Here is a 24198-nt window from a genome sequence, read left to right on the forward strand (position 1 = left end):
CCTCTCGTATGACTGAGTTACGAGAGAAGCCTTTCAGTACGGAGAGTAGGCGCGCCATTACACGATCGGGTGGGACTGTTCGGTGATCTTCGGGGCATGTCACGCTTTTCACCCCCGAACAGCGGAGCCCCTGAGGTTTCCCGGCCGGATGTCCGGAACGGCTCGCACGGCGCTCGAACGCCTAGCGCGGAGCCGGTGCCTCCGGTACTCCGGAGCCAGGGACTCCGGCCGCGGTCCGCGCTCCGGAGGTGCACCCCTTCCGAAGGGAGTCGGTCATGGCCAAGCCCATGTCGGCGAGAAGATTCCTCGAAGCGCTGCGCGACGAAGGCCTCTCGGTCGTCGAGGTCGGCGACTGGTCCACCCACAACCGCAACCACAAGGGCCCCTGGGGTCCGGTCCACGGCGTGATGATCCACCACACCGTCACCCGGGGCACCGCGGCCACCGTCCGGATCTGCCGCGACGGGCACTCCGGCCTGCCGGGACCGCTCTGCCACGGCGTGATCGCCAAGGACGGCACGGTCCACCTCGTCGGATACGGCCGTGCCAACCACGCCGGACTCGGGGACGACGAGGTCCTCCGCGCCGTCATCGCCGAGCGCGGCCTGCCGCCGGACAACGAGGCGACGACGGACGGCAACCGGCACTTCTACGGCTTCGAGTGCGAGAACCTCGGCGACGGCGAGGACCCGTGGCCCAAGGTCCAGCTCGACGCCATCGCCCGGGCCGCGGCCGCCGTGTGCCGCGTTCACGGCTGGACGCAGCGCTCGGTCATCGGCCACCTGGAGTGGCAGCCCGGAAAGGTGGACCCGCGCGGCTTCACCATGGGATCCCTGCGGGAGCGGATCGCCGACCGGCTGCGGTGAGGCGCGCGGCGCCCGGCGGGGCCAGGGCGTGCCGGCGCGCCGACGGGATCCTCCGGACCGCCCCGGGCGAGCGCCGGGCCGCCCTTGCCGAGGCCTGGCCCCGGCCCGCCGTACCGCCGGCCCGCCCGCCACAATGGCCGGGTGAACGCGTTCGACCCGTCCCCGCTGGGGCCCCGGCTCCCCTCCCCCCTGGTGCCGGTGGCGGACGAGCGCTTCACCCGGCGGGGGCTGACGCTGCTGCTCAAGCGGGAGGACCTCATCCACCCGGACCTGCCCGGCAACAAGTGGCGCAAGCTCGCGCCCAATCTCCGCGCCGCCGCGGGCCGCCCCGTGCTCACCTTCGGCGGCGCCTACTCCAACCATCTGCGGGCGACCGCGGCCGCCGGCCGGCTGCTCGGCTTCCCCACCCTCGGGATCGTCCGCGGCGACGAACTCGCCGGGCGGCCGCTCAACCCGTCGCTGGCTCGGTGCGCGGCGGACGGGATGCGCCTGGAGTTCACCGACCGGGCCACCTACCGCGCCAAGGGCGACCCGCGGACGCTGGCCGCGCTGCTGGCCCGGGTCCGGGCGCCCGAGGACACGTACGTCGTCCCGGAGGGCGGCAGCAACGTCCTCGCCGTCGAGGGCTGCCGGGAGCTCGGCCGCGAACTCGCCGGGACCGCGGACGTGGTGGCCGTCGCCGTCGGCACCGGAGGCACTCTCGCCGGCCTCGCCGCCGGGCTCGCGCCGGGGCAGCGGGCCCTCGGCGTCCCCGTCCTCAAGGGCGGCTTCCTCGGCGCGGAGGTCAGGGCGCTGCAGGAGGCGGCGTTCGGCGGTCCGCGCGGTGACTGGACGCTCGACGAGCGCTTCCACGGCGGCGGATACGCCCGTACCGACCCCGCCCTGGAGGCCTTCGCACAGGACTTCGAGGCGCGGCATGAACTCGCCATCGAGCGTCTCTATGTCGCCAAAATGCTTTTCGGCGTCCTGACGCTCGCGGAGGAGGGCGCCTTCCCGCCCGGCACCCGGGTCGCGGCGGTCGTCACCGGTGGGCCGGACGGCCTTCCTCAGCCCTCCGTCTCGCGGTAGGCGGCGGCCTCCTCCAGATCGAGGCGGCGCAACAGGTTCCGCAGCATCTCGTCGTCGATCCGGCGCTCGTCGCGCAGCTTCACGAAGACCTCGCGCTCGGCGTCGATCATCTCCCTTGAGAGGCGCCGGTAGGTGTCGTCGGCGGTCTCGCCGGTGGTCTCGTTCACGGCGCCGAGCCGCTCCCAGACGGCGTTGCGGCGCCGCTCCAGAACGGTGCGCAGTCGCTGTTCGAGCGGGCCCGGCAGCGTGTTGCGCTCGTCGGTGAGGAGGGCGTCGAGGCGTTCCTCGGCGGCGCGGGAGGCCTCGCTCTGCGCCTGGGCCTCGGCCAGGGTCTCGGCGTGCCGGTCGCGGCCGGGGAGCTTCAGGGAACGGATCAGCGGGGGCAGGGTGAGGCCCTGCACCACCAGGGTGCCGATGACGGTGGTGAAGGTGAGGAAGAGGACGAGGTTGCGGGCCGGGAACTCCTCACCGGCGGTGACGGCGGGGATGGAGAAGGCGATGGCCAGGGAGACGACGCCGCGCATGCCGGCCCAGCCGACGACGAGCGGGGCCCGCCAGTCGACGCCCGGCTCCCGTTCGCGGATGCGCGCCGAGAACCGGCGGGGCAGGAAGGTCGCCGGATACACCCAGACGAAACGGACGACGACCACGGCGGCGAACACCCCGGCCGCGTACCAGGCCGCCTCGCCGACGCCGTACCGGCCGAGCCCCTGGACGACGTACGGCAGCTGGAGGCCGATGAGGGCGAAGACGGCGGACTCCAGGACGAAGGCGACCATCTTCCAGACGGCCTCCTCCTGGAGCCGGGTCGCGAAGTCGACCTGCCAGGCGCGGTGTCCGAGGAACAGGCCGACCACGACGACGGCGAGGACGCCGGACGCGTGGACCTCCTCGGCGGCCGCGTAGGCGACGAAGGGGATGAGGAGGGAGAGGGTGTTCTGGAGCAGGGAGTCGCGGACCCGGCAGCGCAGCCAGTGGATCGGCACCATGAGGACCAGGCCGACGCCGATTCCGCCGACGGCGGCGAGCGCGAACTCCTGGATGCCGCCCGCCCAGCTGACCGCTTCGCCGACGGCGGCGGCGAGGGCGACCTTGTAGGCGGTGATGGCGGTGGCGTCGTTCACCAGGGACTCGCCCTGGAGGATCGTGGTGATCCGGTGCGGCAGGCCGAGCTTGCGGGCGATGGCGGTCGCGGCGACCGCGTCCGGCGGGGCGACGACCGCGCCGAGCACGAGGGCGGCGGTGAGCGGCAGGTCGGGCACGAGGACGTACGCGAGCCAGCCGACGGCGACCGTGGCGAAGAGGACGTAGCCGACGGAGAGCAGGGCGACGGGCCGGATGTTGGCCTTGAGGTCGAGGTACGAGGAGTCGACGGCGGCCGTGTAGAGGAGCGGCGGAAGGATCAGCGGCAGGACGACGTGCGGGTCGAGCGTGTAGTCGGGGACCCCGGGTACGGCGGAGGCGACGAGGCCCGCGGCGACCAGGAGCAGCGGCGCCGGGACCGGGGTCCGGCGGGCGAGGCCCGCCACGGCGGCGCTCGCCGCCACCAGTGCCACCAGCTGCAGTGCGTCCATGCCCGTCCCCGTCTCGTGCCGCAACGTAACCTGGCCATCATGAGCGAGTGCCCCCACCTTGCCGAAATGCCGCGCCCCGAACCGGCGCCGCAGGCCGACACCTGCCCGGAGTGCCTGGCTGACGGGACGCACCCGGTCCAGCTGCGGCTCTGCCTGAGCTGCGGGCACGTGGGCTGTTGCGACTCCTCGGCGGGACGGCACGCCACCGCCCATTTCGACGCGACGGGGCACCCGGTGATGCGGACCTTCGAGCCGGGTGAGGCGTGGCGCTGGTGCTTCGTGGACGGTGTGATCGTCTGACCGCCGCGGGGGCCGGGTACGGACCGGAGCGCCGCCGTCCGAGGAGCGGTGGCCGACGCGCGTCGGCCGCCGGGCGGTTCAAGGGCGGGGCGACTGGGTACGTCACCCCTCCGCCGGGCGCTCGGTTTTGCCCCCCGCACACCTCTGGCCACTGTCCGTACCCAGGGTCCTACCATGGGTGAGGGACCGGGGTCCGGGGGGCCGGGGGCTCGCGGCGACACGGCAGGATGGATCGCGATAGCGTCACGGCGGACTGCGCAGCCCCCTGCGTACCGCCCGGTTCGGGGGCTTCTTCCCCCGGGCCCCGATTGAGCTTGTGCCACCTTGGAGGTGAGGGTGTCCCAGATCGCAGGCGAGCCCGGGACCCAGGACTTCGTGGAAGTCCGGCTGCCCGCTGCGGGTGCCTACCTGTCCGTGCTGCGAACGGCCACGGCCGGCCTCGCGGCACGCTTGGACTTCACCCTCGACGAGATCGAGGACTTGCGGATCGCGGTCGACGAGGCCTGCGCCATCCTGCTCCAGCAGGCCGTGCCGGGATCCGTCCTCAGCTGTGTGTTCCGGCTCGTGGACGACTCGCTCGACGTGACCGTCTCCGCCCCGACCACGGACGGGCGGGCGCCCGAGCGGGACACCTTCGCCTGGACGGTGCTGTCGGCGCTGGCCGGGAAGGTGGAGTCGTCCGTGGCGGACGACCGCACGGTCTCGATCAGCCTGTACAAACAGCGCGGCGCGGGGCCAGGCCCGGCGTGAGGAGCGGGGACGCGACGGCCGGCATCCCTGAGCAGCAGGCCCGGCCGCATGAGGTCGCTACGGAGCAGCAGGCGGTCCAGATGAGCGAGCACGAGCAGCAGCACGAGATTCCCGGGGCACCGGGCGTCTCGGGGACGGCCGCTGCCTCCGGGACGCCGGCCGGGGACCCGGCGGCGGCCCGGGTTCCGGTGGCGGGGACCACGGCGACGGACGGTGACGGGGCCGTGGACGCGGCGGAGAACTGCGGTGCGCCCGCCGTGCCGCCGCCGGACCCGCACGACAGGAGCGGCGCCCGCGCTCTCTTCGTGGAGCTGCGCTCGCTGCCGGAGGGCTCGCCGGAGAAGGCGGAGCTGCGGAACCGGCTGGTGCGGATGCACCTGCCGCTGGTGGAGCACCTGGCCCGGCGTTTCCGCAACCGGGGGGAGCCGCTGGACGACCTGACCCAGGTGGCGACGATCGGCCTGATCAAGTCGGTGGACCGGTTCGACCCGGAGCGGGGCGTCGAGTTCTCGACGTACGCGACGCCGACGGTGGTCGGTGAGATCAAGCGCCACTTCCGTGACAAGGGCTGGGCGGTCCGGGTCCCGCGCCGGCTCCAGGAGCTGCGGCTGTCGCTGACGACGGCGACGGCGGAGCTGTCGCAGCAGCACGGCCGCTCGCCGACCGTGCACGAGCTGGCCGAGCGCCTCGGCATCTCCGAGGAGGAGGTGCTGGAGGGCCTGGAGTCGGCGAACGCCTACTCGACGCTCTCCCTGGACGTCCCCGACACGGACGACGAGTCGCCGGCGGTGGCGGACACGCTCGGCGCGGAGGACGAGGCCCTGGAGGGGGTCGAGTACCGGGAGTCGCTCAAGCCGCTCCTGGAGGACCTGCCGCCCCGGGAGAAGCGGATCCTGCTGCTGCGGTTCTTCGGGAACATGACCCAGTCGCAGATCGCGCAGGAGGTCGGCATCTCGCAGATGCACGTCTCCCGGCTGCTCGCCAGGACCCTGGCGCAGCTGCGGGAGAAGCTGCTCGTGGAGGAGTAGCGGTTACGGGATGTCCTGGCCGGGGCGCCGGATGCCGAGCGCCTCGGTCGTCGCCGGGTTCACCAGCAGGACGAGTCCGGTGACGGCGAGGACGGCCAGGACGATCCCGGCCGGGATCATCGCGCTGTTCGCCTGGAGCATCTGCCAGGCGACCGGCAGGGCCAGGACGTGCGTGATGACGGCCGGGCCGCGGCTCCAGGAGCGGCGCCGCCACAGGCCCCGGGCGGCGGCCAGCGGGATCAGGCCGAGGACGACGAGCGTCACCGCGCCCGTCAGCGCCCCGGTGAGGTCGCCGGATTTGCCCGTGAGGGAGCTCACCAGCACGGCCACGCCTCCGGCGAGGAGCCCCAGGGCCTCGACGCCGGTGACGGCCGCCGCGGCGGTGAGGCGGGCGGGGCGGGGGCTCTGCTCCGTACTGCTCAGCTCCGTACTGCTCATGGAGGAAGGGTATCCGGGGCGCCGCGCGCGGGTCGGCCCGGATAGGGAGCGGCGGGCCCGGATCCGGGCAGGGACGTGACCGCCGGGACCGGGCGCGGGCCGGGCCGGGGCTGGGAACGGTACCGCCGGGTAGGTACGCTGGCGCTCATGCGCGCACTTCTCGTGGTCAACCCGGCAGCCACCACCACCAGTGCCCGCACCCGTGACGTGCTGATCCACGCCCTGGCGAGCGAGATGAAGCTGGAGGCGGTCACCACCGAGTACCGCGGGCACGCGCGGGACCTCGGCCGGCGGGCCGCCGAGTCCGGGAACGTCGACCTCGTCGTGTCCCTCGGCGGTGACGGCACGGTGAACGAGGTCGTCAACGGGTTGCTGCACGACGGGCCCGATCCGGAGCGGCTGCCCGGCCTCGCGGTCGTCCCCGGCGGCTCGACCAATGTCTTCGCCCGCGCGCTGGGGCTGCCGAACGACGCGGTGGAGGCGACCGGCGCCCTGCTCGACGCGTTGCGTGAGCGGCGGACACGGACGGTGAGCCTCGGGCTTGCCTCGGGTGCGCCGGGCACGGAGGACGAAGCGGTTCCGGCGCGCTGGTTCACCTTCTGCGCCGGGCTCGGTTTCGACGCGAGCGTGATCGGGCGGGTCGAACAGCAGAGGGAACGCGGGAAGAGATCCACGCACGCGTTGTACCTGCGCCAGGTGGTGCGCCAGTTCCTCGGGGAACCGAACCGCCGGCACGGCACGATCACGCTGGAGCGCCCCGGCGCGGAGCCGGTCGAGGACCTGGTCCTCTCCATAATCTGCAACACCTCCCCCTGGACCTACCTGGGCAATCGCCCGGTGTACGCGTCCCCGGAGGCGTCCTTCGACACGGCGCTGGACGTGCTCGGCCTGCGGCGTCTGTCGACACCCGCGGTGGCCCGCTACGCCACCCAGTTGCTCACCTCGACGCCCGAGCGGGGGCCCCGGGGCAAGCACGCGGTCCCCCTGCACGATCTGACCGACTTCACCTTGCATTCGAAGGTGCCCCTCCCGCTGCAGATGGACGGAGACCACCTCGGACTGCGCACGAGCGTGAAGTTCACAGGCGTACGCCGTGCACTGCGTGTGATTGTGTGAGTAGAAGGGCCCAAAGTCCTTTCACTCGAACGTTTAGCCTGGCATCCACCCCTTAGAAGTACGGCTGTGACCTAGCCGACACCGAGGAATCAAAAAAAACTTTCCGGAAGGGGTTGTATCCGGTGCCGAGGTTTGCGAGTCTCTTCTTGGCGATCGGGACGGCCCGCAAGACCGGCCTCCACTGAGAGCCAGAACCCCTCCTCAATCCAAGGACCACGCCGGTTCACCTGGCTGTCGGCCCTTCCCTTGCGGGGGGATTCGTGAAAGCGTTCACATTCACAAGCACCCTTGCACGTCATACCAAGAGAGGTAGCAGCCATGGACTGGCGTCACAACGCCGTTTGTCGTGAGGAAGACCCCGAGCTGTTCTTCCCCATCGGCAACACCGGTCCTGCGCTGCTGCAGATCGAGGAAGCCAAGGCCGTCTGCCGCCGCTGCCCCGTCATGGAGCAGTGCCTGCAGTGGGCGCTCGAGTCCGGCCAGGACTCCGGCGTCTGGGGTGGCCTCAGCGAGGACGAGCGCCGCGCGATGAAGCGCCGCGCCGCTCGCAACCGGGCGCGCAACGCCAGCGCCTGAGTCCACCAGCGAAAGCCTGAGGCACGCGGCGCGTACACAGCGTACGCAATCACCGCCCCCCGAGCCGCAGCGCGCAGCAGTACCCCACAGCATTCGAGCCCCGAACCGATTCCCTTCGGTCCGGGGCTCGCTGCTGTCGTGCCCCGCCGCCGTCTCGCGCCGGCGGGGGCCGGTTCACTTCTGCGGCTGCACGGGGATGTCGAGGACGACCTTCGTGCCGCGCTCGGCGCCGGGGAGCATGTCGAACGTCCCGCCCAACTCCCCTTCCACGAGCGTACGGACGATCTGCAGGCCGAGGTTCCCGGCCCGCTGCGGGTCGAACCCCTCGGGCAGACCGCGGCCGTCGTCCCGCACGGTGATGAGCAGCCGGGCGTCGGCGCGGGATTCGCCGCGGACGGCGGTGACCTCGACGGTGCCCTGCTCCCCCGGGGCGAAGGCGTGTTCGAGGGCGTTCTGCAGCACTTCGGTCAGCACCATGGAGAGCGGGGTGGCGACCTCGGCGTCGAGGATGCCGAAGCGGCCGTTGCGCCGGCAGCTGACCTTGCCCGGGGAGATCTCGGCCACCATGGCGATCACCCGGTCGGCGATCTCGTCGAACTCCACGCGCTCGTCCAGGTTCTGCGACAGCGTCTCGTGGACGATGGCGATCGAACCCACGCGCCGCACGGCCTCGTTGAGGGCTTCGCGGCCCCGGTCGGAATCCATCCGGCGGGCCTGGAGGCGCAACAGGGCGGCCACGGTCTGGAGGTTGTTCTTCACCCGGTGGTGGATCTCCCGGATGGTGGCGTCCTTGGTGATCAACTCACGCTCGCGGCGGCGCAGTTCGGTCACGTCGCGCAGGAGGACCAGGGAACCGATGCGCGTCCCCTTGGGCTTGAGCGGGATCGCCCGCAGCTGGATCACTCCGCCGTTGCCCTCGACCTCGAACTCGCGCGGCGCGTAGCCGGAGGCCAACTTGACCAGGGCTTCGTCCACCGGCCCCCGGGAGGGGGCGAGTTCGGCGGTGATCTGGCCGAGGTGCTGGCCGACGAGGTCGGCGGCGAGACCGAGCCGGTGGTAGGCGGAGAGGGCGTTGGGCGAGGCGTACTGGACGAAACCCTCGGCGTCCAGGCGGACGAGTCCGTCGCCGGCGCGCGGCGAGGAATCCATGTCGACCTGCTCGCCGGGGAAGGGGAAGGCGCCGGCCGCGATCATCTGGGCCAGGTCGGAGGCCGACTGGAGATAGGTGAGCTCCAGCCGCGAGGGGGTGCGGACGGTGAGCAGATTCGTGTTGCGGGCGATCACACCGAGCACCCGGCCGTCGCGGCGTACGGGGATGGACTCGACCCGGACCGGGACCTCCTCGCGCCACTCCGGGTCGCCCTCGCGCACGATCCGGCCCTCGTCCAGGGCGGCGTCGAGAAGGGGGCGGCGGCCGCGCGGGACCAGGTGGCCGACCATGTCGTCCTGATAGGAGGTCGGGCCGGTGTTCGGCCGCATCTGCGCGACGGAGACGTACCGCGTGCCGTCCAGGGTGGGGACCCACAGGACGAGGTCGGCGAAGGAGAGGTCGGAGAGCAGCTGCCACTCCGACACCAGCAGGTGGAGCCACTCGAGATCCGAGTCGCTCAGGGCGGTGTGCTGGCGCACGAGGTCGTTCATGGAGGGCACGGTGCGAGCGTACCCGTGGAATTAACGGGCGGTGAACCTGGATCTCCGGGCCGTGGTGGTGGAGGATGGGCCGGTACCGCGCGGTAGCCCTGTGGATGGACAGCGAAGAATGGTCTAGTCCACAATGAGTGCACGGTCATGCGAGGATCAGTTCTTCCGTCCTCCCCGCACAGGAGGATGGAACGAGGTACCCGGCGCTCTCTGCCCTGACTGCGCCGAGGCCTCCCACACGGCCGAGGGACCGCACACCCCCGGCCGGGCAAACTCCGGGCTGCGGTGCCGGACGGGTTGAGGGTCCCGTCAGGCGCCGCGGCCCGCGGGTGTTTCCGGGGCCGGCGCGCCCTGGATCGGCGGACCGGTGGACGCGCGGCCTGTGACCTCCGCCTCTCCGCCCGCCGGGTCCGTCTCCGCGGGCCAGGCCCGCATCGCCAGCCGGGCGACGGCCGCCAGCTCCCCCTTCTCCGCCCCGTCGCGGGCCTGCTGGGACATGCCCTGGAGGACGGCTCCGCTGAGCCGCGCGAGAGCGGCGGCGTCGGTGTCGGGGGGCAGGGCGCCGCGCTCGACGTCCCGCCGTATCCGCGCCTCGAACGAGGCCAGGTTGGCGTTGCGCCGGGCGCGCAGGGACTCCTCGACCTCGGGGGTCGAGCAGTTGACCGCCGCGGAGATCATCAGGCAGCCACGGGGGTGGCCGGGCTCGGTGAACAGCTCCGCCGCCTCCGCCAGCAGGCGCCCGATCCCGGCCCGGGCCGTCTCCTCCTCGGCGAGGGCGCGGCCTCCGTAGGCGCCGTAGGAGACGGCATAGGTCTCGACGACCTCCTCGAAGAGGGTCCTCTTGTCACCGAAGGCCGCGTAGAGGCTGGGGGCGCTGATGCCCATGACCCGGGTGAGGTCGGAGACGGACGTCGTCTCGTACCCGTGCTCCCAGAAGGCCATCGTCGCCTGTTCCAGGGCCGTGAGCCGGTCGAAGGAGCGGGGTCTGCCGCGCTGTCTCGTCGCCATGGATGAATTCTATAGCGCGCGCTAGAAAAGTGGGGTACGGTCTTTCCATAGCGACCACTACGAAATTGAGGGGGCGGCGCCATGAGCGTGCGCGCGGAGCAGTCGACGGGGCAGCGGGACGGGCGCCCGGCCGGAGATCCGGCGGAGGGTCGCACGGGGAGGCTGAGCGGGAGGACGGCGCTCGTCACCGGCGGGAGCCGGGGCATCGGACGCGGGATCGCCGAGCGGCTCGGCCGCGACGGCGCCCGGGTGGTGGTGCACTACGGGCGGGACGAGACGGCGGCCAAGGAGACGGTGGCGGCGATCGAGGCCGCCGGCGGCACGGCCTTCGCGCTCGGGCAGGAGCTCGGCGTGCCGGGGGACGCGGCGGCGCTGTGGCACGCCTTCGACGAGGCGGTGGGCGAGGAGCGGGGCCTCGACATCCTGGTGAACAACGCCGGGATCGCCGCCTCGCAGCCCTTCGCCTCGATCGGCGAGGAGGAGTACGACCGGATCTTCGCGGTCAACACGAAGGCGCCGTTCTTCCTGGCACAGCTGGGCGCGGAGCGGCTGCGGGACGGCGGCCGGATCGTCAATGTGTCGACGGGACTGAGCCGGGCGGCGATGATGCCGGACCTGATCGCGTACGCGATGTCCAAGAGCGCGCTCGACACCTTCACCCGCTATCTGTCGAAGGTCCTCGGGCCGCGGCGGATCACGGTCAACGCGGTGGCGCCGGGCATCGTGGACACGGACATCAACGCGCACTGGCTGCGCGGGGACGAGCAGGCCTGGGCCGGGGCGGCGGCGATGGCCGCCCTCGGAGAGGTCGGGACCCCGGCGGACATAGCCGACGTGGTGGCCTTCCTGGCCTCCGACGACGCGCGCTGGATCACGGGCCACTGGATCGACGCGACGGGAGGTTCGCTGGCCTGACCCGGCTCCGGCCCCGCGCGGGGGGCGGGGCCGGGGGACGCGGGGGCGCGGGCGGGGCACCGGCGCTCCGAGTGGCTGGTGGGACGGGGGCGGCCGAGGATGGAGAGGGTGCTCGTCCGGGGTGCGGAACGGCATGAGGGGAGGCGCCCTCCTCTGCTAGATTTGGACCCAGATTGGTCTATACCACGGTCCCAGCAGCCCCTCACCAGATCGGCAGGCACAGCGTGGAAGTTGTCATCGTCAAGGACGCCGAGGCAGGCGGCGAGCTCATCGCGGACGGCATCGCCGACCTCCTGCGCCGCAAGCCCGACGCGCTGCTCGGCGTGGCCACGGGCTCGACCCCGATCCCCATCTACGACGCCCTGATCGCCCGGGTGCGGGCCGGCTCCGTGGACGCCTCGCGCGCCCGCATCGCCCAGCTGGACGAGTACGTCGGCCTCCCCGCCGGGCACCCGGAGTCCTACCGCTCCACGGTGCTGCGGCAGGTCGTCGAGCCGCTCGGGCTCTCCCAGGACGCCTTCATGGGCCCGGACGGATCGGCCGAGGACGTCCAGGCCGCCTGCGAGGCGTACGACAGGGCGCTGGCCGAGGCCGGCGGCGTGGACCTCCAGATCCTGGGCATCGGCACCGACGGCCACATCGGCTTCAACGAGCCGTGCTCGTCGCTCGCCTCCCGCACCCGCATCAAGACGCTCACCGAGCAGACCCGCGTGGACAACGCCCGCTTCTTCGACAACGACATCGAGCAGGTGCCGCACCACGTCATCACCCAGGGCATCGGCACCATCCTGGAGGCCCGTCACCTGGTGCTCCTCGCCACCGGGGAGGGCAAGGCCGAGGCGGTCGCGCAGACCGTCGAGGGCCCGGTCGCCGCGCTCGTACCGGCCTCCGCGCTCCAGCTGCACCCGCACGCCACCGTGGTGGTGGACGAGGCCGCCGCGTCCAAGCTGAAGCTGGCCGACTACTTCCGTCACACCTACGCGAACAAGCCCTCCTGGCAGGGCATCTGATCCACCCGGACCCTCCGCGAACGGCGAAGGGGCCCGGCACCTGGTTCAGGTGCCGGGCCCCGTGCCGTACAGGCGGGCGGAGGTCAGGAGCGGTCAGGAGGCGTGCCCACCAGGGCCTCGGCGGCGGCGCGGCCGCAGACCCGGGCCGCGCCGTGGGTGGCGATGTGCAGGGCTCCCCGGGGCTCCGCCTCATCGAGGCCCATCTCGACCACCACGGTGTCGGGGCGGGCGGCGAGCAGGGAGTCGAGGGCCGCCGTCATCCACGGGTGGCGGTGGGCGTCCCGTACGACCGCGACGATCCGCCGCTCCCCCGCGGCCGTGAGCACCGCGTCGACCGAGCCGTCGGCGTACGAGCCGGTCTCCGTGCCGGGCAGCAGGCGCTCCAGCTCGGCGGCGATGCCCCACGGGGTCTCGTCGCCCACGGCGAAGTTGGCGACGGGGGTGAAGGCGGCCACGTAGGGAGCGCCGGTCATCGGCGTGTACGGCCGCTCCCCCCGGGTCACCGTCAGGGCCCGGCGGGCGGCGACGAGTCCGATGTCGGCGCCGGGCGCGGTCCCCTCCTGTGACGCCGCGCCCGGCACCGATGCGGCCCCCCTGGCCCGGTGCGCCTGGGTCCAGGACGCCAGGGCGCGCACGCGCGCCGCGGCGTCCGCCAGCCGCTCCTCGGGCAGTTCACCGGTCCGTACGGCGTCGACGAGGGCGTCCCGCAACCGCAGTACGGTGTCCTCGTCGGCCAGCCCGCCGCCGACGCAGATGGCGTCGGCGCCCGCGGCGATCGCGAGGACGGAGCCGCGCTCGATGCCGTACGTCGCCGCGACGGCCCGCATCTCCATGCCGTCGGTGACAATGAGCCCCTCGAAGCCCAGTTCCTGGCGGAGCAGACCGGTGAGGATCTGCGGGCTCAGGGTGGCCGGCCGCTCGGGGTCGAGCGCGGAGAGCAGGATATGCGCGCTCATGACCGCTTTGGTACCGGCGGCGATGGCGGCGCGGAAAGGTACCAGCTCACGGGCGTGCAGTGTGGTGAGGTCCACATCGATCCGGGGCAGGGCGTGGTGCGAGTCCACGTTCGTGTCGCCGTGCCCGGGGAAGTGCTTGGTGCAGGCGGCGACACCGACGCCCTGGAGGCCGTCGACGTAGGCCACGGTGTGGCGGGCGACCAGGTCGGGGTCGGCGCCGAAGGAGCGGACGCCGATGACCGGGTTGGCGGCGTTGGAGTTCACGTCCGCCGAGGGGGCCCAGTTGAGGTCGACACCGCAGGCGGCGAGCCGGCGGCCGAGTTCACGGGCGACGGCCCGGGTCAGCTCGACGTCGTCGACGCTGCCGAGGGCGTAGTTCCCGGGGAAGGAGGACCCCTGGTTGACCTCCAGGCGGGTGACGTCGCCGCCCTCCTCGTCGATGGCGACGAGGACGTCGTCCCGTTCGGCCCGCAGGCGCGCGGTGAGCGCGGCGAGCTGTTCGGGGTCGACGATGTTCCGTCCGAAGAGGCCGACGGAGGAGAGGCCCTCGCCGATGCGGCGGAGGATCCAGTCGGGGGCGGTGGTGCCGACGAAGCCCGGCTGGAGCACCGTGAGGGCGTCCCGCGTCAGCGTGTCGGTGCCGGTTACGAGAGTGGTCATGGGGCGCCGTTATCCCTTCACCGCACCGGCCGTGAGGCCCGCGGCCATCTTGCGCTGGACAAGGAGGAAGAGGATCACGATGGGCACGGCCATCATGGTCGAGCCGGCCATCATGGGGGCGTACTCGGTGCCGTTCTTGGTGATGAAGTTGCCGAGCCACACGGTGGCCGTCTGGTTCTGCTGGCTCATCAGCATCAGGGCGTACAGGTACTCGTTCCACGCCTGGATGAAGCCGTACACCGAGGTGGCGACCATGCCGGGGGCGAGCAGCGGGAAGACGACCCGGATGAACGCTCCGGTGCGGGTGCAGCCGTCGACCTGGGCGGCCTCCTCCAGCTCCTTGGGGATGTTCACGATGAACCCGCGCAGGGTCCACACCGTGAAGGGGAGGATGAAGGTCAGGTAGGTGATGATCAGGCCGGTGAGCTTGTCGTACTGGCCCAGGTCGTTGAGGAGCAGGAAGACCGGGATGATCATGGCGACCAGCGGGACCATCTGCACCGCGAGGATGCCGACGATCACGATCTTGCGGCCGCGGAAGGCGAAGCGGGAGATCGCGAGGGCGGCGAGCAGGCCGACCGCGATGCCGATGACGACCACGACGAGCGAGACGACGAGGCTGCGGAGGACCGGTCCCCAGAAGTCCGCGATGTCGAGGGCGCGCTCGAAGTTCTCGAGCGTGAAGGTCGAGGGGAAGAAGTGCGGGTCGGGGTCGATGGCGTCCTTGGCCGGCTTGAAGGCCGTGTTGACCATCCAGTAGACCGGGAAGCCGGCGGTGAGGACGACGAGCAGGCCGAGCAGGTTCCAGCCGAGCTTGGACCGGCCGGGGCGCCGGGCGGCCCGGACCGGGGCCGGTGCCGGGGCCTGCGCGGAGGCCGGACCGGGGGCGGCGGGGGCCTTGACGGCGGCGCCCGCGGAGGTGTTGGCGGCGCTCACTCCACATCTCCGATCTTGAGCATCTGGCGCATGTAGACGGCGACGACGCCGAGCAGCAGGACGACCGTGACGAGCGCGATCGCGGAGCCGGTGCCGTAGTCGTTCACGACGAACGCCCGGTCGAAGGAGTACGTGGTGAGGAGCTGGAACTCCGGCTCGGGGTGGCCGTTGCGCATCACGTAGACCTGCGGGAAGACGCCCATGTCCCAGATCACCGACAGGGTCGTCAGCATCACGATGATCGGCTTGAGGACGGGCAGGGTGACGAAGCGGAAGACGCCCCAGGCGCCGGCGCCGTCGAGCCGGGCCGCCTCTTCGAGTTCCTTCGGCACCTGGGTGAGGCCGGCGCTGAGGGTGATGACGACGAAGGGGACGGCCCCCCAGACGACGAGGAGCATGATGACGGCGAGGCCCTGGGGGCCGCTGGCGAACCAGTTGTGGCCGATCATGTCGACGCCGGGGAGCTTGCTCAGGAGCCAGTTGAGGACGCCGTAGTCCGCGTCGAACAGCCACTTGAAGATGGCGGTGGCGACGATGATGGGCATGCCCCAGCTGGCCACGAGCACGATGTTGATGAGCGCCTTGACCCAGCCGGAGACCCGCTGGAGGAGCAGGGCGATCAGCATGCCGAGGACCATCGTGACGACGACCGCGCCGGCCGCGAAGAGGACCGTGCGCAGGACGACGGCCCAGAACTCCGTGTCACCGAGGATCTTCGTGAAGTTGTCGAGTCCGGCCGACTCCGCTTCCTGGAAGCCCCACAGCTGGGGCTGCCCGAACTTCTGGAAGGAGAGGGTGACGAGCCGCACGAGCGGGTAGCCGAGCACCAGGAGCAGGACGATCAGGCAGGGCGCGAGCAGCAGCCATGGGATGCCGGCTCCGCCGTTCGACTTCTTGCCGGGCTTGCCCGGGGTACCGGCCGCGGGGCCGGGGGGTGGCGATTGCCGCGCCGGCGGCACCTTCGCGGTGGTTGTGTCTGCGGCACTCATCCCGTGCTCCTCAGCGGTCCCTCTCGTGATACGGGCGGCAGGGCCCCGCCGTCGGACGGGGCCCTGCCCGAAGGTCACTTGGTGTTGATGACCTTGTCGATCGCGGCGTCCGCCTCCTTGGCGGCCTGGTCCACCGGCTTGCCCTTGGCGATGTCGATGAGCATCGTCTTGAGGGTCTGGGCCTTCTCGACCTGGCCCCAGCCGGGGGCGGTCGGAACGAACCAGCTCGACTCGGCCGCGGTGGCCGGGACGGCGGTGGCCGGGTCGCTCTTGAGCGGGGCGAGGTCGGCCTTGTTGTTGGGCAGGTTGCCCTTGGCGACGAGGCCCTTCTGGCCCTCCGCGCCGGTGAAGGCGGCGATCCACTCTGCGGCGACGCCCTGCGCCTTGGACTTGACCGGGATGGCCAGGTCGGAGCCGCCGAGGAAGACCGGGAGGTTCTTGCCGTTCGGGCCGGGCATCACGAAGTTCTCGAGCTTGTCCTTCAGCCCGCCGACCTTGTCGGACTTGGGGTCGGCGGCGGTGGCGCCCTCCCAGCCGGCGGCGAAGATGGTGGCGGACTTGCCCTGGCCGAAGACGACGGGACGGTCGGACTCGTCCTTCGTCTTGTCGCCGTGCATGTACTTGTCGAGGATGTTCTTGTACTCGGTGAGGCCCTTGACGGACTCCGGCGAGGAGAGGTTCGCCTTCCAGGTCTCGCCGTCCTGCTTGGCGATGGAGCCGCCGGCGTCGTAGACGAAGGACATCGCGGCGTACCAGTCCGGCGACGGCTGGTACCAGGCGCTGAACTTGTCGCCCTTCTTCTTCTGGATGGCGTCGAGGGCAGCGGTCAGTTCGGCCCAGGTCTTGGGGGCGGCCTTGACACCGGCCTCGGCGGCGATGTCCTTGCGCCAGGTGCCCACGCGGCCACCGGCGTAGTAGGGGACGCCGTAGGTCTTGCCGTTGTAGGTGACCGAGTCCTTGAGGGCGTCGAGCCACTTGCCGGAGTTCGCGAACTTCGACGGGTCGACCTCGGCGAAGGCACCCTTGGCCATGTAGCTGATCATCTCGGTGTTGCCCATTTCGACAACATCCGGGGCCTTGTCGGTGGCGAGCACCGCGTCCAGCTTGGTGTTCTTGTCCGGCCAGCCGTAGTACTCGTGCTTGATCTTGATGCCCGGGTGCTTCTTGGCGACCGCGTCGTCGGCGGCCTTGACCAGCTCCGGCCAGTTGTTCTGGGCGTCGACCGTCAGCCAGACGGTGAGCTCCTTGGCCTCGCCGCCGGCCTTGTCGCCGGACTCCGAGCCACCGCACGCCGCGATACCGGCCATCATGCCCGCGACGCCGATCGCCACGATGAGCTTGCGCTTCACGCCACCCTCCTCAGGGATGCCTGCAACCCCCCTGCCCACCGCGCGAAGACATACGTCGAGTAATGCTGTGGGGCCGGGACCTGGTCATTAATGGTTTAGACCAGTACCCGGAGCTTGGCCTAGACCTTTTGGGGTGTCAAGAGTGCGCAGGAGGGGTATCGGCGTCCGTTATCGGACCGACATCTCACCCTCCTCGGCCGCCACCCGAACGGGTCGGAGGGGAGAATGCGCGTGCGGGGACAGCCGGGCTCGCAATGGCCTAGACCAACAGGCCGTTCCTCGGTGTATAAGAAGGCAGGGCACGACTCCTCCGGCCGCACCGGCATGTGTCGGCAGGAGAAACCGTGGTGGCGGGTGAACCGTGCCACCATGTGAGCCGCGACAGACGGAGGAGCCGGTGACGGCAGCAGCACAGGAGTCGGGAAGGCAGGCCATGGCCACGGAGGCGGGCAGCACCGAGACAGAGACCGGGGCGGTCACCCGCACCGCGCGCGTGCCCAAGTACTACCGGCTCAAGCGCCATCTCCTCGACATGACGGAGACCCTCCCGCCCGGCACCCCGGTCCCCCCGGAGCGCACGCTGGCCGCCGAGTTCGACACCTCGCGCACCACCGTGCGCCAGGCCCTCCAGGAGCTGGTGGTCGAAGGGCGCCTGGAACGCATCCAGGGCAAGGGCACCTTCGTCGCCAAGCCCAAGGTCTCCCAGGCCCTGCAACTCACCTCCTACACCGAGGACATGAAGGCCCAGGGGCTGGAGCCCACCTCCCAGCTCCTCGACATCGGCTACGTCACCGCCGACGACACCCTCGCCGGCCTGCTCGACATCACCGCCGGCGGGCGGGTGCTGCGGATCGAGCGGCTGCGCCTGGCGAGCGGCGAGCCGATGGCCATCGAGACCACCCACCTCTCGGCCAAGCGCTTCCCCGCGCTGCGCCGCTCCCTGGTGAAGTACACCTCGCTCTACACGGCCCTGGCCGAGGTCTACGACGTCCACCTCGCCGAGGCCGAGGAGACCATCGAGACCTCCCTCGCCACCCCGCGCGAGGCCGGCCTGCTCGGTACGGACGTGGGCCTGCCGATGCTGATGCTGTCCCGCCACTCGCGGGACGCGCAGGGCGAGCCGGTGGAGTGGGTGCGCTCGGTCTACCGCGGCGACCGGTACAAGTTCGTGGCGCGCCTCAAGCGCCCCACCGACTGAAACCGGCACCGCCACCGGTCCAGACCACTCACCTTTCCTCCCCGGCGGAAAACCCCCTCCCGGGTGTCCGCCCAGAAGGCGCTCTGACACTCTCCCATCCGTTATCCGGACAGGGGTTCCATACAGCGGACCCGTCCCCTAGATTTCCTCGGCATTACGAGGTGATCAGCGAGGGGACGGGAATTCGCCATGCCAGAAACGGCTCAGAGAACCACACAAGGGAAACAACCCCTCATCACGCCGCTCCGCGTGGTCATCGGGATCTGCCTGTTCGCGCCGTTCGTCGCGATGCTGTGGGTGGGCTCCTACGCGAAGGTCGAGCCCACCCTCGCGGGCATCCCGTTCTTCTACTGGTACCAGATGCTCTGGGTGCTGATCTCGACCGCGCTCACCATGGTCGCGTACAAGCTGTGGCAGCACGACCAGCGTGGCCGCCGCACCCGGCAGGGGGGTGACGCGCGATGAAGGACGGCGTGAACGGCGTCGCGCTCGCCGTCTTCATCTTCTTCTTCCTGGCCGTCACGGTCATGGGCTTCCTCGCCTCCCGCTGGCGCAGGGCGGAGAACGAGCAGAGCCTCGACGAATGGGGCCTGGGCGGCCGCTCGTTCGGCACCTGGGTCACCTGGTTCCTGCTCGGCGGTGACCTGTACACCGCGTACACCTTCGTCGCCGTCCCGGCGGCCGTCTACGCGGCGGGCGCGGCCGGCTTCTTCGCCGTGCCGTACACGATCCTGGTCTACCCGCTGATCTTCACCTTCCTGCCGCGCCTCTGGTCGGTCTCGCACAAGCACGGGTACGTGACCACCTCCGACTTCGTCCGGGGCCGCTTCGGCTCCAAGGGCCTGTCGCTGGCGGTCGCCCTGACCGGTCTCCTCGCCACCATGCCGTACATCGCGCTCCAGCTCGTCGGCATCCAGGCCGTCCTGGACGTGATGGGCGTCGGCGGCGGCGAGAACACGCACTGGTTCATCAAGGACCTGCCGCTGCTCATCGCCTTCGGCGTGCTGGCCGCGTACACCTACTCCTCGGGTCTGCGCGCCCCGGCGCTCATCGCCTTCGTCAAGGACACCCTGATCTACATCGTCATCGCGGTGGCGATCATCTACATCCCGATCAAGCTGGGCGGCTTCGACGAGATCTTCGCCAAGGCGGGGGAGGCGTTCGGGCAGACCAACGAGGCCACGGGCAAGCCGCGCGGCGCACTCGTGCCGGGCGACGCCAGCCAGTGGACCTACGCGACGCTGGCGCTCGGCTCCGCGCTCGCGCTGTTCATGTACCCGCACTCCATCACGGCGACGCTGTCCTCGCGCAGCCGTGAGGTGATCCGCCGCAACACCACGATCCTGCCGCTGTACTCGCTGATGCTCGGCCTGCTCGCGGTCCTCGGCTTCATGGCCATCGCCGCCGGGATCCAGGTCAAGAACGGCCAGCTCGCCATCCCGCAGCTGTTCGAGAACATGTTCCCGGACTGGTTCGCGGGCGTCGCCTTCGCCGCCATCGGCATCGGCGCGCTCGTCCCGGCCGCGATCATGTCGATCGCCGCGGCCAACCTCTTCACCCGCAACATCTACAAGGACTTCATCAAGCCGGACGCCACCCCGGCCCAGGAGACCAAGGTCTCCAAGCTGGTGTCGCTCCTGGTGAAGGTCGGCGCGCTCGCCTTCGTCCTCACCATGGACAAGACGGTCGCGATCAACTTCCAGCTCCTGGGCGGCATCTGGATCCTCCAGACCTTCCCGGCCCTGGTCGGCGGTCTCTTCACCCGCTGGTTCCACCGCTGGGCGCTCGTCGGCGGCTGGGCCGTCGGCATGGTGTACGGCACGGCCGCCGCGTACGGCGTGGCCAGTCCGACCCAGAAGCACTTCGGCGGCTCCTCCGCCGAGATCCCGGGCATCGGCGAGATCGGTTACATCGGCCTCACCGCCTTCGTCCTCAACGTCCTCGTCACGGTCGTCCTGACCCTCGTCCTGCGGGCGGTCAAGGCCCCCGACGGCGTCGACGAGACCTCCCCCTCGGACTACACGGCCGACGCCGGCGACCCCGGTGTCCAGACCGAACTCCCGAAGGTCGGCGCCGACACGCACTGACACGGGGACACAACATGTGGGGGGTGCCGCGAGCGGCGCCCCCCACATGTATGCTCATGCTCGCTGTCGACGCAGGGGAATCCGGCGCGAATCCGGAACTGTCCCGCAACGGTGTGTCTTGTACCTGTTCGTACGAGGTGAGTCCGAGGACCTGCCGACGGTGCGCCCGGTCCTTCCGTTCCGGGTGCCACAGACGTCCGGGCCTCGTGGAGTGGGCCGGTGGACGCGGAGCGCCCGTGTGCCCACGGCCGCCCGCCTGCCCGCCTTCCCTCCCCCGTGGCCCCGAGCCGAGCGAGGGAGAGCCCCACGTGACCATCGCGCCCGCCGATCCGGCCACCGCGATCGAGAGCGACGGTAACGAGAGCGACGGACCCGGGACCGTACTGCTGCGGACCCTGACCGAGCTGACCGCCGACCTCCCCGACACCGACCCGGGCAAGGTCGCCGCCGCCGCGCTGCGCGGCCGGAGCGCCGCCTCGGACGAGGCGGAGCTGCGCGAGCTGGCCACCGAGGCCGCCGCAGGCCTGATCGCCGAGGACCCGGCGTACTCCCGGCTCGCCGCCCGCCTGCTCACCGTCACGATCGCGGACGAGGCCGCCTCCCAGGGCGCCGTCTCCTTCTCGTCCTCCGTCGCGGTCGGTCACCGCGAAGGCCTGATCGCGGACCGCACCGCCGCCTTCGCCGCCCTGCACGCCGCGCGCCTGGACGCCCTCGTCGACCCGGCGGCCGACGACCGCTTCGGCTACTTCGGCCTGCGCACCCTCTACTCCCGCTACCTGCTGCGTCACCCGATCACCCGCAAGGTGATCGAGACCCCGCAGCACTTCATGCTCCGCGTCGCCTCCGGCCTCGCCGAGGACGACAGCACCCGGGCCGTGGACGAGGTGGCGGCGCTGTACGGGCTGATGAGCCGGCTCGACTACCTGCCCTCCTCCCCCACCCTGTTCAACTCCGGCACCCGCCACCCCCAGATGTCCTCCTGCTACCTGCTCGACTCCCCGCAGGACGAACTGGACTCCATCTACGACCGCTACCACCAGGTCGCGCGGCTCTCCAAGCACGCGGGCGGCATCGGCCTCTCCTACTCCCGCATCCGCGCCCGCGGTTCGCTGATCCGCGGCACCAACGGCCACTCCAACGGCATCGTCCCCTTCCTGAAGACGCTCGACGCCTCCGTCGCCGCGGTCAACCAGGGCGGCCGCCGCAAGGGCGCCGCCGCCGTCTACCTGGAGACCTGGCACGCGGACATCGAGGAGTTCCTGGAGCTCCGCGACAACACGGGCGAGGACGCCCGCCGGACGCACAACCTCAACCTCGCGCACTGGATCCCGGACGAGTTCATGCGCCGGGTGAACGCCGACGGCGAGTGGTCGCTGTTCTCCCCCGCCGACGTGCCCGAGCTGGTGGACCTGTGGGGCGAGGAGTTCGACGCCGCGTACCGCAAGGCCGAGGCCGCGGGCCTGGCCCGCCGGACGCTGCCGGCCCGCGACCTGTACGGCCGGATGATGCGGACGCTGGCGCAGACCGGCAACGGCTGGATGACCTTCAAGGACGCCTCGAACCGTACGGCCAACCAGACCGCCGAGCCGGGCCACACCGTCCACTCCTCCAACCTGTGCACCGAGATCCTGGAGGTCACGGACGACGGCGAGACCGCCGTCTGCAACCTGGGCTCGGTCAACCTGGGCGCCTTCGTGGACACGGCCACCGGCGACCTCGACTGGGAGCGGCTCGACGCGACCGTCCGCACCGCCGTCACCTTCCTCGACCGGGTCGTCGACATCAACTTCTACCCGACCGAGCAGGCTGGCCGGTCCAACGCCCGGTGGCGGCCGGTGGGCCTGGGCGCCATGGGCCTCCAGGACGTCTTCTTCCAGCTCAAGCTGCCCTTCGACTCGGCCCCCGCGCGGGCCCTGTCGACCCGGATCGCCGAGCGCGTCATGCTCGCCGCCTACGAGGCCTCCGCCGACCTCGCCGAGCGTCACGGCCCGCTCCCCGCCTGGGAGAAGACCCGTACGGCGCGGGGCGTGCTGCACCCCGACCACTACGACGTGGAGCTCAACTGGCCCGAGCGCTGGGCCGCGCTGCGTGAGCGGATCGCCGCCGTCGGCATGCGCAACAGCCTGCTGCTGGCCATCGCCCCGACGGCGACGATCGCCTCGATCGCCGGCGTGTACGAGTGCATCGAGCCGCAGGTGTCCAACCTGTTCAAGCGCGAGACGCTCTCCGGCGAGTTCCTCCAGGTCAACACCTATCTGGTGGACGAGCTGAAGCGGCTGGGCGTCTGGGACGCGCAGACCCGCGAGGCGCTGCGCGAGGCCAGCGGCTCGGTGCAGGGCTTCAGCTGGGTGCCGGCCGAGGTCCGGGAGCTGTACCGCACGGCCTGGGAGATCCCTCAGCGCGGCCTGATCGACATGGCGGCGGCGCGGACCCCGTTCCTTGACCAGTCGCAGTCCCTGAACCTGTTCATGGAGACGCCGACCATCGGCAAGCTCAGCTCGATGTACGCGTACGCCTGGAAGCAGGGCCTGAAGACCACCTACTACCTGCGCTCGCGCCCGGCGACCCGGATCGCCCGCGCCGCCCAGGTCACCACCCTGCCCGTCCAGCAGGCGACGCCCGACGCCGACGCGCTCGCCTGCTCCCTTGAGAACCCCGAGTCCTGCGAGGCCTGCCAGTGATGAGCACGACGAACACCGAGAAGAACCTGCTGGACCCGGGCTTCGAGCTGACCCTGCGTCCGATGCGCTACCCGGACTTCTACGAGCGCTACCGCGACGCCATCAAGAACACCTGGACCGTGGAGGAGGTCGACCTCCACTCCGACGTCGCCGACCTCGCCAAGCTCACCCCGGGCGAGCAGCACATGATCGGCCGGCTGGTCGCGTTCTTCGCGACCGGCGACTCGATCGTGGCGAACAACCTGGTCCTGACGCTCTACAAGCACATCAACTCCCCCGAGGCGCGCCTCTACCTGAGCCGCCAGCTGTTCGAGGAGGCCGTGCACGTCCAGTTCTATCTGACGCTGCTCGACACCTACCTGCCCGACCCGGACGACCGCGCCGCCGCGTTCGCCGCCGTCGAGAACATCCCCTCCATCCGGGAGAAGGCGCAGTTCTGCTTCCGCTGGATGGACTCGGTCGAGAAGATCGAGCGCCTGGAGACCCGGGCCGACCGCCGCCGCTTCCTGCTCAACCTCATCTGCTTCGCCGCCTGCATCGAGGGGCTGTTTTTTTACGGCGCCTTCGCGTACGTGTACTGGTTCCGGTCCCGTGGCCTGCTGCACGGCCTGGCGACCGGCACCAACTGGGTGTTCCGTGACGAGACGATGCACATGAACTTCGCCTTCGAGGTCGTGGACACCGTCCGCAAGGAGGAGCCGGAGCTGTTCGACGCGGAGCTCCAGGAGCAGGTGACCGCGATGCTGCGGGAGGCCGTGGAGGCGGAGCTCCAGTTCGGCCGCGACCTGTGCGGCGAGGGCCTGCCGGGCATGAACACCGAGTCCATGCGCGCGTACCTCGAGTGCGTGGCCGACCAGCGCCTGGTGCGGCTGGGCTTCGCGCCGGTGTACGGCTCCGAGAACCCGTTCGCGTTCATGGAGCTGCAGGGCGTGCAGGAGCTGACCAACTTCTTCGAGCGCCGCCCGTCCGCCTACCAGGTGGCGGTGGAGGGCTCGGTCGACCTGGACGAGGACTTCTAGTCGGTTCCGTACGTGAGGGGCCCCGCACTCCAC

General features: G+C 71.1%; 21 protein-coding genes, 1 pseudogene and 1 riboswitch. Of the genes and pseudogenes, 14 read left to right on the forward strand and 8 right to left on the reverse strand.

The window, feature by feature from the left end; all coding sequences use genetic code 11:
- Positions 1 to 275 precede the first annotated feature (275 nt).
- Both ACFY60_RS01985 and ACFY60_RS01990 read left to right on the forward strand, forming a co-directional pair.
- Positions 276 to 866 carry an N-acetylmuramoyl-L-alanine amidase gene (locus tag ACFY60_RS01985; RefSeq protein WP_388607570.1) on the forward strand — a complete coding sequence of 197 codons (591 nt, stop codon included), beginning with the start codon at positions 276 to 278 and terminating at the stop codon, positions 864 to 866.
- Positions 867 to 1007: 141 nt separating this feature from the next.
- Positions 1008 to 1934 carry a 1-aminocyclopropane-1-carboxylate deaminase/D-cysteine desulfhydrase gene (locus ACFY60_RS01990; RefSeq protein WP_388607568.1) on the forward strand — a complete coding sequence of 309 codons (927 nt, stop codon included), beginning with the start codon at positions 1008 to 1010 and terminating at the stop codon, positions 1932 to 1934.
- Here the strand turns inward: ACFY60_RS01990 and ACFY60_RS01995 are convergent.
- On the reverse strand, positions 1913 to 3508 hold the full coding sequence (locus ACFY60_RS01995) for a Na+/H+ antiporter (RefSeq protein ID WP_388607566.1): 1596 nt from the start codon (positions 3506 to 3508) through the stop codon (positions 1913 to 1915). The genes ACFY60_RS01990 and ACFY60_RS01995 overlap by 22 nt on opposite strands.
- A 39-nt stretch (positions 3509 to 3547) precedes the next feature.
- On the opposite strand from ACFY60_RS01995, the gene ACFY60_RS02000 reads away from it, so the two are divergent.
- From ACFY60_RS02000 to ACFY60_RS02010, 3 genes are all read left to right on the forward strand, one after another.
- Positions 3548 to 3808 (forward strand): UBP-type zinc finger domain-containing protein, encoded by a 261-nt coding sequence (locus ACFY60_RS02000; RefSeq protein WP_388607564.1) that lies wholly within the window; start codon positions 3548 to 3550, stop codon positions 3806 to 3808.
- Positions 3809 to 4144: 336 nt separating this feature from the next.
- Positions 4145 to 4558 (forward strand): anti-sigma regulatory factor, encoded by a 414-nt coding sequence (locus ACFY60_RS02005; RefSeq protein WP_019889334.1) that lies wholly within the window; start codon positions 4145 to 4147, stop codon positions 4556 to 4558.
- Between the two features lie 80 nt (positions 4559 to 4638).
- The gene (locus tag ACFY60_RS02010) at positions 4639 to 5586 is read left to right on the forward strand and encodes an RNA polymerase sigma factor SigF (protein ID WP_388607562.1); all 948 of its coding nucleotides are present in this window, start codon (positions 4639 to 4641) and stop codon (positions 5584 to 5586) included.
- A gap of 3 nt (positions 5587 to 5589) precedes the next feature.
- Here the strand turns inward: ACFY60_RS02010 and ACFY60_RS02015 are convergent, their stop codons facing one another.
- Positions 5590 to 6024 (reverse strand): hypothetical protein, encoded by a 435-nt coding sequence (locus ACFY60_RS02015; protein WP_388607559.1) that lies wholly within the window; start codon positions 6022 to 6024, stop codon positions 5590 to 5592.
- 147 nt (positions 6025 to 6171) lie between these two features.
- Here ACFY60_RS02015 and ACFY60_RS02020 point away from each other — a divergent pair, with 147 nt between their 5' ends.
- Both ACFY60_RS02020 and ACFY60_RS02025 read left to right on the forward strand, forming a co-directional pair.
- A complete protein-coding gene (locus tag ACFY60_RS02020) occupies positions 6172 to 7140 on the forward strand; it encodes a diacylglycerol kinase family protein (protein ID WP_345287672.1) in 969 nt (322 codons plus the stop codon).
- Positions 7141 to 7458: 318 nt separating this feature from the next.
- Entirely contained in the window at positions 7459 to 7716 is a 258-nt protein-coding gene (locus tag ACFY60_RS02025; RefSeq protein WP_003953983.1) for a WhiB family transcriptional regulator, read from the forward strand.
- Between the two features lie 174 nt (positions 7717 to 7890).
- Here ACFY60_RS02025 and ACFY60_RS02030 read toward each other — a convergent pair whose 3' ends face one another.
- Together ACFY60_RS02030 and ACFY60_RS02035 are read right to left on the reverse strand one after the other, a co-directional pair.
- Positions 7891 to 9357, reverse strand: a complete 1467-nt coding sequence (locus ACFY60_RS02030) for a PAS domain-containing sensor histidine kinase (protein ID WP_309050072.1) — start codon at positions 9355 to 9357, stop codon at positions 7891 to 7893.
- A gap of 420 nt (positions 9358 to 9777) precedes the next feature.
- Positions 9778 to 10365 (reverse strand): annotated as a pseudogene (locus tag ACFY60_RS02035) (TetR/AcrR family transcriptional regulator); the annotation flags it as partial.
- Between the two features lie 81 nt (positions 10366 to 10446).
- Here ACFY60_RS02035 and ACFY60_RS02040 point away from each other — a divergent pair.
- Together ACFY60_RS02040 and nagB are read left to right on the forward strand one after the other, a co-directional pair.
- On the forward strand, positions 10447 to 11280 hold the full coding sequence (locus tag ACFY60_RS02040; RefSeq protein ID WP_388607556.1) for an SDR family oxidoreductase: 834 nt from the start codon (positions 10447 to 10449) through the stop codon (positions 11278 to 11280).
- Positions 11281 to 11504: 224 nt separating this feature from the next.
- Positions 11505 to 12290 (forward strand): glucosamine-6-phosphate deaminase, encoded by a 786-nt coding sequence (nagB, locus tag ACFY60_RS02045; RefSeq protein ID WP_388607555.1) that lies wholly within the window; start codon positions 11505 to 11507, stop codon positions 12288 to 12290.
- 83 nt (positions 12291 to 12373) lie between these two features.
- On the opposite strand, the gene ACFY60_RS02050 is transcribed toward nagB, so the two are convergent.
- The 4 genes from ACFY60_RS02050 to ACFY60_RS02065 all read right to left on the reverse strand — a co-directional run bounded on the left by ACFY60_RS02050 (position 12374) and on the right by ACFY60_RS02065 (position 17180).
- Entirely contained in the window at positions 12374 to 13906 is a 1533-nt protein-coding gene (locus ACFY60_RS02050; protein ID WP_388607552.1) for a glycoside hydrolase family 3 protein, read from the reverse strand.
- A gap of 9 nt (positions 13907 to 13915) precedes the next feature.
- Positions 13916 to 14707 (reverse strand): carbohydrate ABC transporter permease, encoded by a 792-nt coding sequence (locus ACFY60_RS02055; RefSeq protein ID WP_345287745.1) that lies wholly within the window; start codon positions 14705 to 14707, stop codon positions 13916 to 13918.
- A gap of 131 nt (positions 14708 to 14838) precedes the next feature.
- Positions 14839 to 15831, reverse strand: a complete 993-nt coding sequence (locus tag ACFY60_RS02060) for a sugar ABC transporter permease (RefSeq protein WP_345287661.1) — start codon at positions 15829 to 15831, stop codon at positions 14839 to 14841.
- 74 nt (positions 15832 to 15905) lie between these two features.
- Complete coding sequence (locus ACFY60_RS02065; protein ID WP_388607550.1) at positions 15906 to 17180, reverse strand: extracellular solute-binding protein; 1275 nt, start codon at positions 17178 to 17180, stop codon at positions 15906 to 15908.
- Positions 17181 to 17613: 433 nt separating this feature from the next.
- Between ACFY60_RS02065 and ACFY60_RS02070 the strand changes: the two genes are divergently transcribed.
- From ACFY60_RS02070 to ACFY60_RS02090, 5 genes are all read left to right on the forward strand, one after another.
- A complete protein-coding gene (locus ACFY60_RS02070) occupies positions 17614 to 18378 on the forward strand; it encodes a GntR family transcriptional regulator (protein WP_309051828.1) in 765 nt (254 codons plus the stop codon).
- Positions 18379 to 18567: 189 nt separating this feature from the next.
- The gene (locus tag ACFY60_RS02075) at positions 18568 to 18843 is read left to right on the forward strand and encodes a DUF3311 domain-containing protein (protein ID WP_388607548.1); all 276 of its coding nucleotides are present in this window, start codon (positions 18568 to 18570) and stop codon (positions 18841 to 18843) included.
- Positions 18840 to 20465, forward strand: a complete 1626-nt coding sequence (mctP, locus tag ACFY60_RS02080; RefSeq protein WP_388607546.1) for a monocarboxylate uptake permease MctP — start codon at positions 18840 to 18842, stop codon at positions 20463 to 20465. Before ACFY60_RS02075 ends, mctP begins: the two co-directional genes overlap by 4 nt.
- A 43-nt stretch (positions 20466 to 20508) precedes the next feature.
- A riboswitch (cobalamin riboswitch) is annotated at positions 20509 to 20639 on the forward strand.
- A gap of 134 nt (positions 20640 to 20773) precedes the next feature.
- The gene (locus tag ACFY60_RS02085) at positions 20774 to 23146 is read left to right on the forward strand and encodes a ribonucleoside-diphosphate reductase subunit alpha (protein WP_388607544.1); all 2373 of its coding nucleotides are present in this window, start codon (positions 20774 to 20776) and stop codon (positions 23144 to 23146) included.
- Complete coding sequence (locus tag ACFY60_RS02090; protein ID WP_309053854.1) at positions 23146 to 24165, forward strand: ribonucleotide-diphosphate reductase subunit beta; 1020 nt, start codon at positions 23146 to 23148, stop codon at positions 24163 to 24165. The genes ACFY60_RS02085 and ACFY60_RS02090 overlap by 1 nt, the downstream gene beginning before the upstream one ends.
- The last annotated feature ends 33 nt before the right edge of the window (positions 24166 to 24198 follow it).

This window comes from Streptomyces sp. NPDC012827 (genome assembly GCF_042900905.1).
Taxonomy (GTDB): domain Bacteria; phylum Actinomycetota; class Actinomycetes; order Streptomycetales; family Streptomycetaceae; genus Streptomyces; species Streptomyces gulbargensis.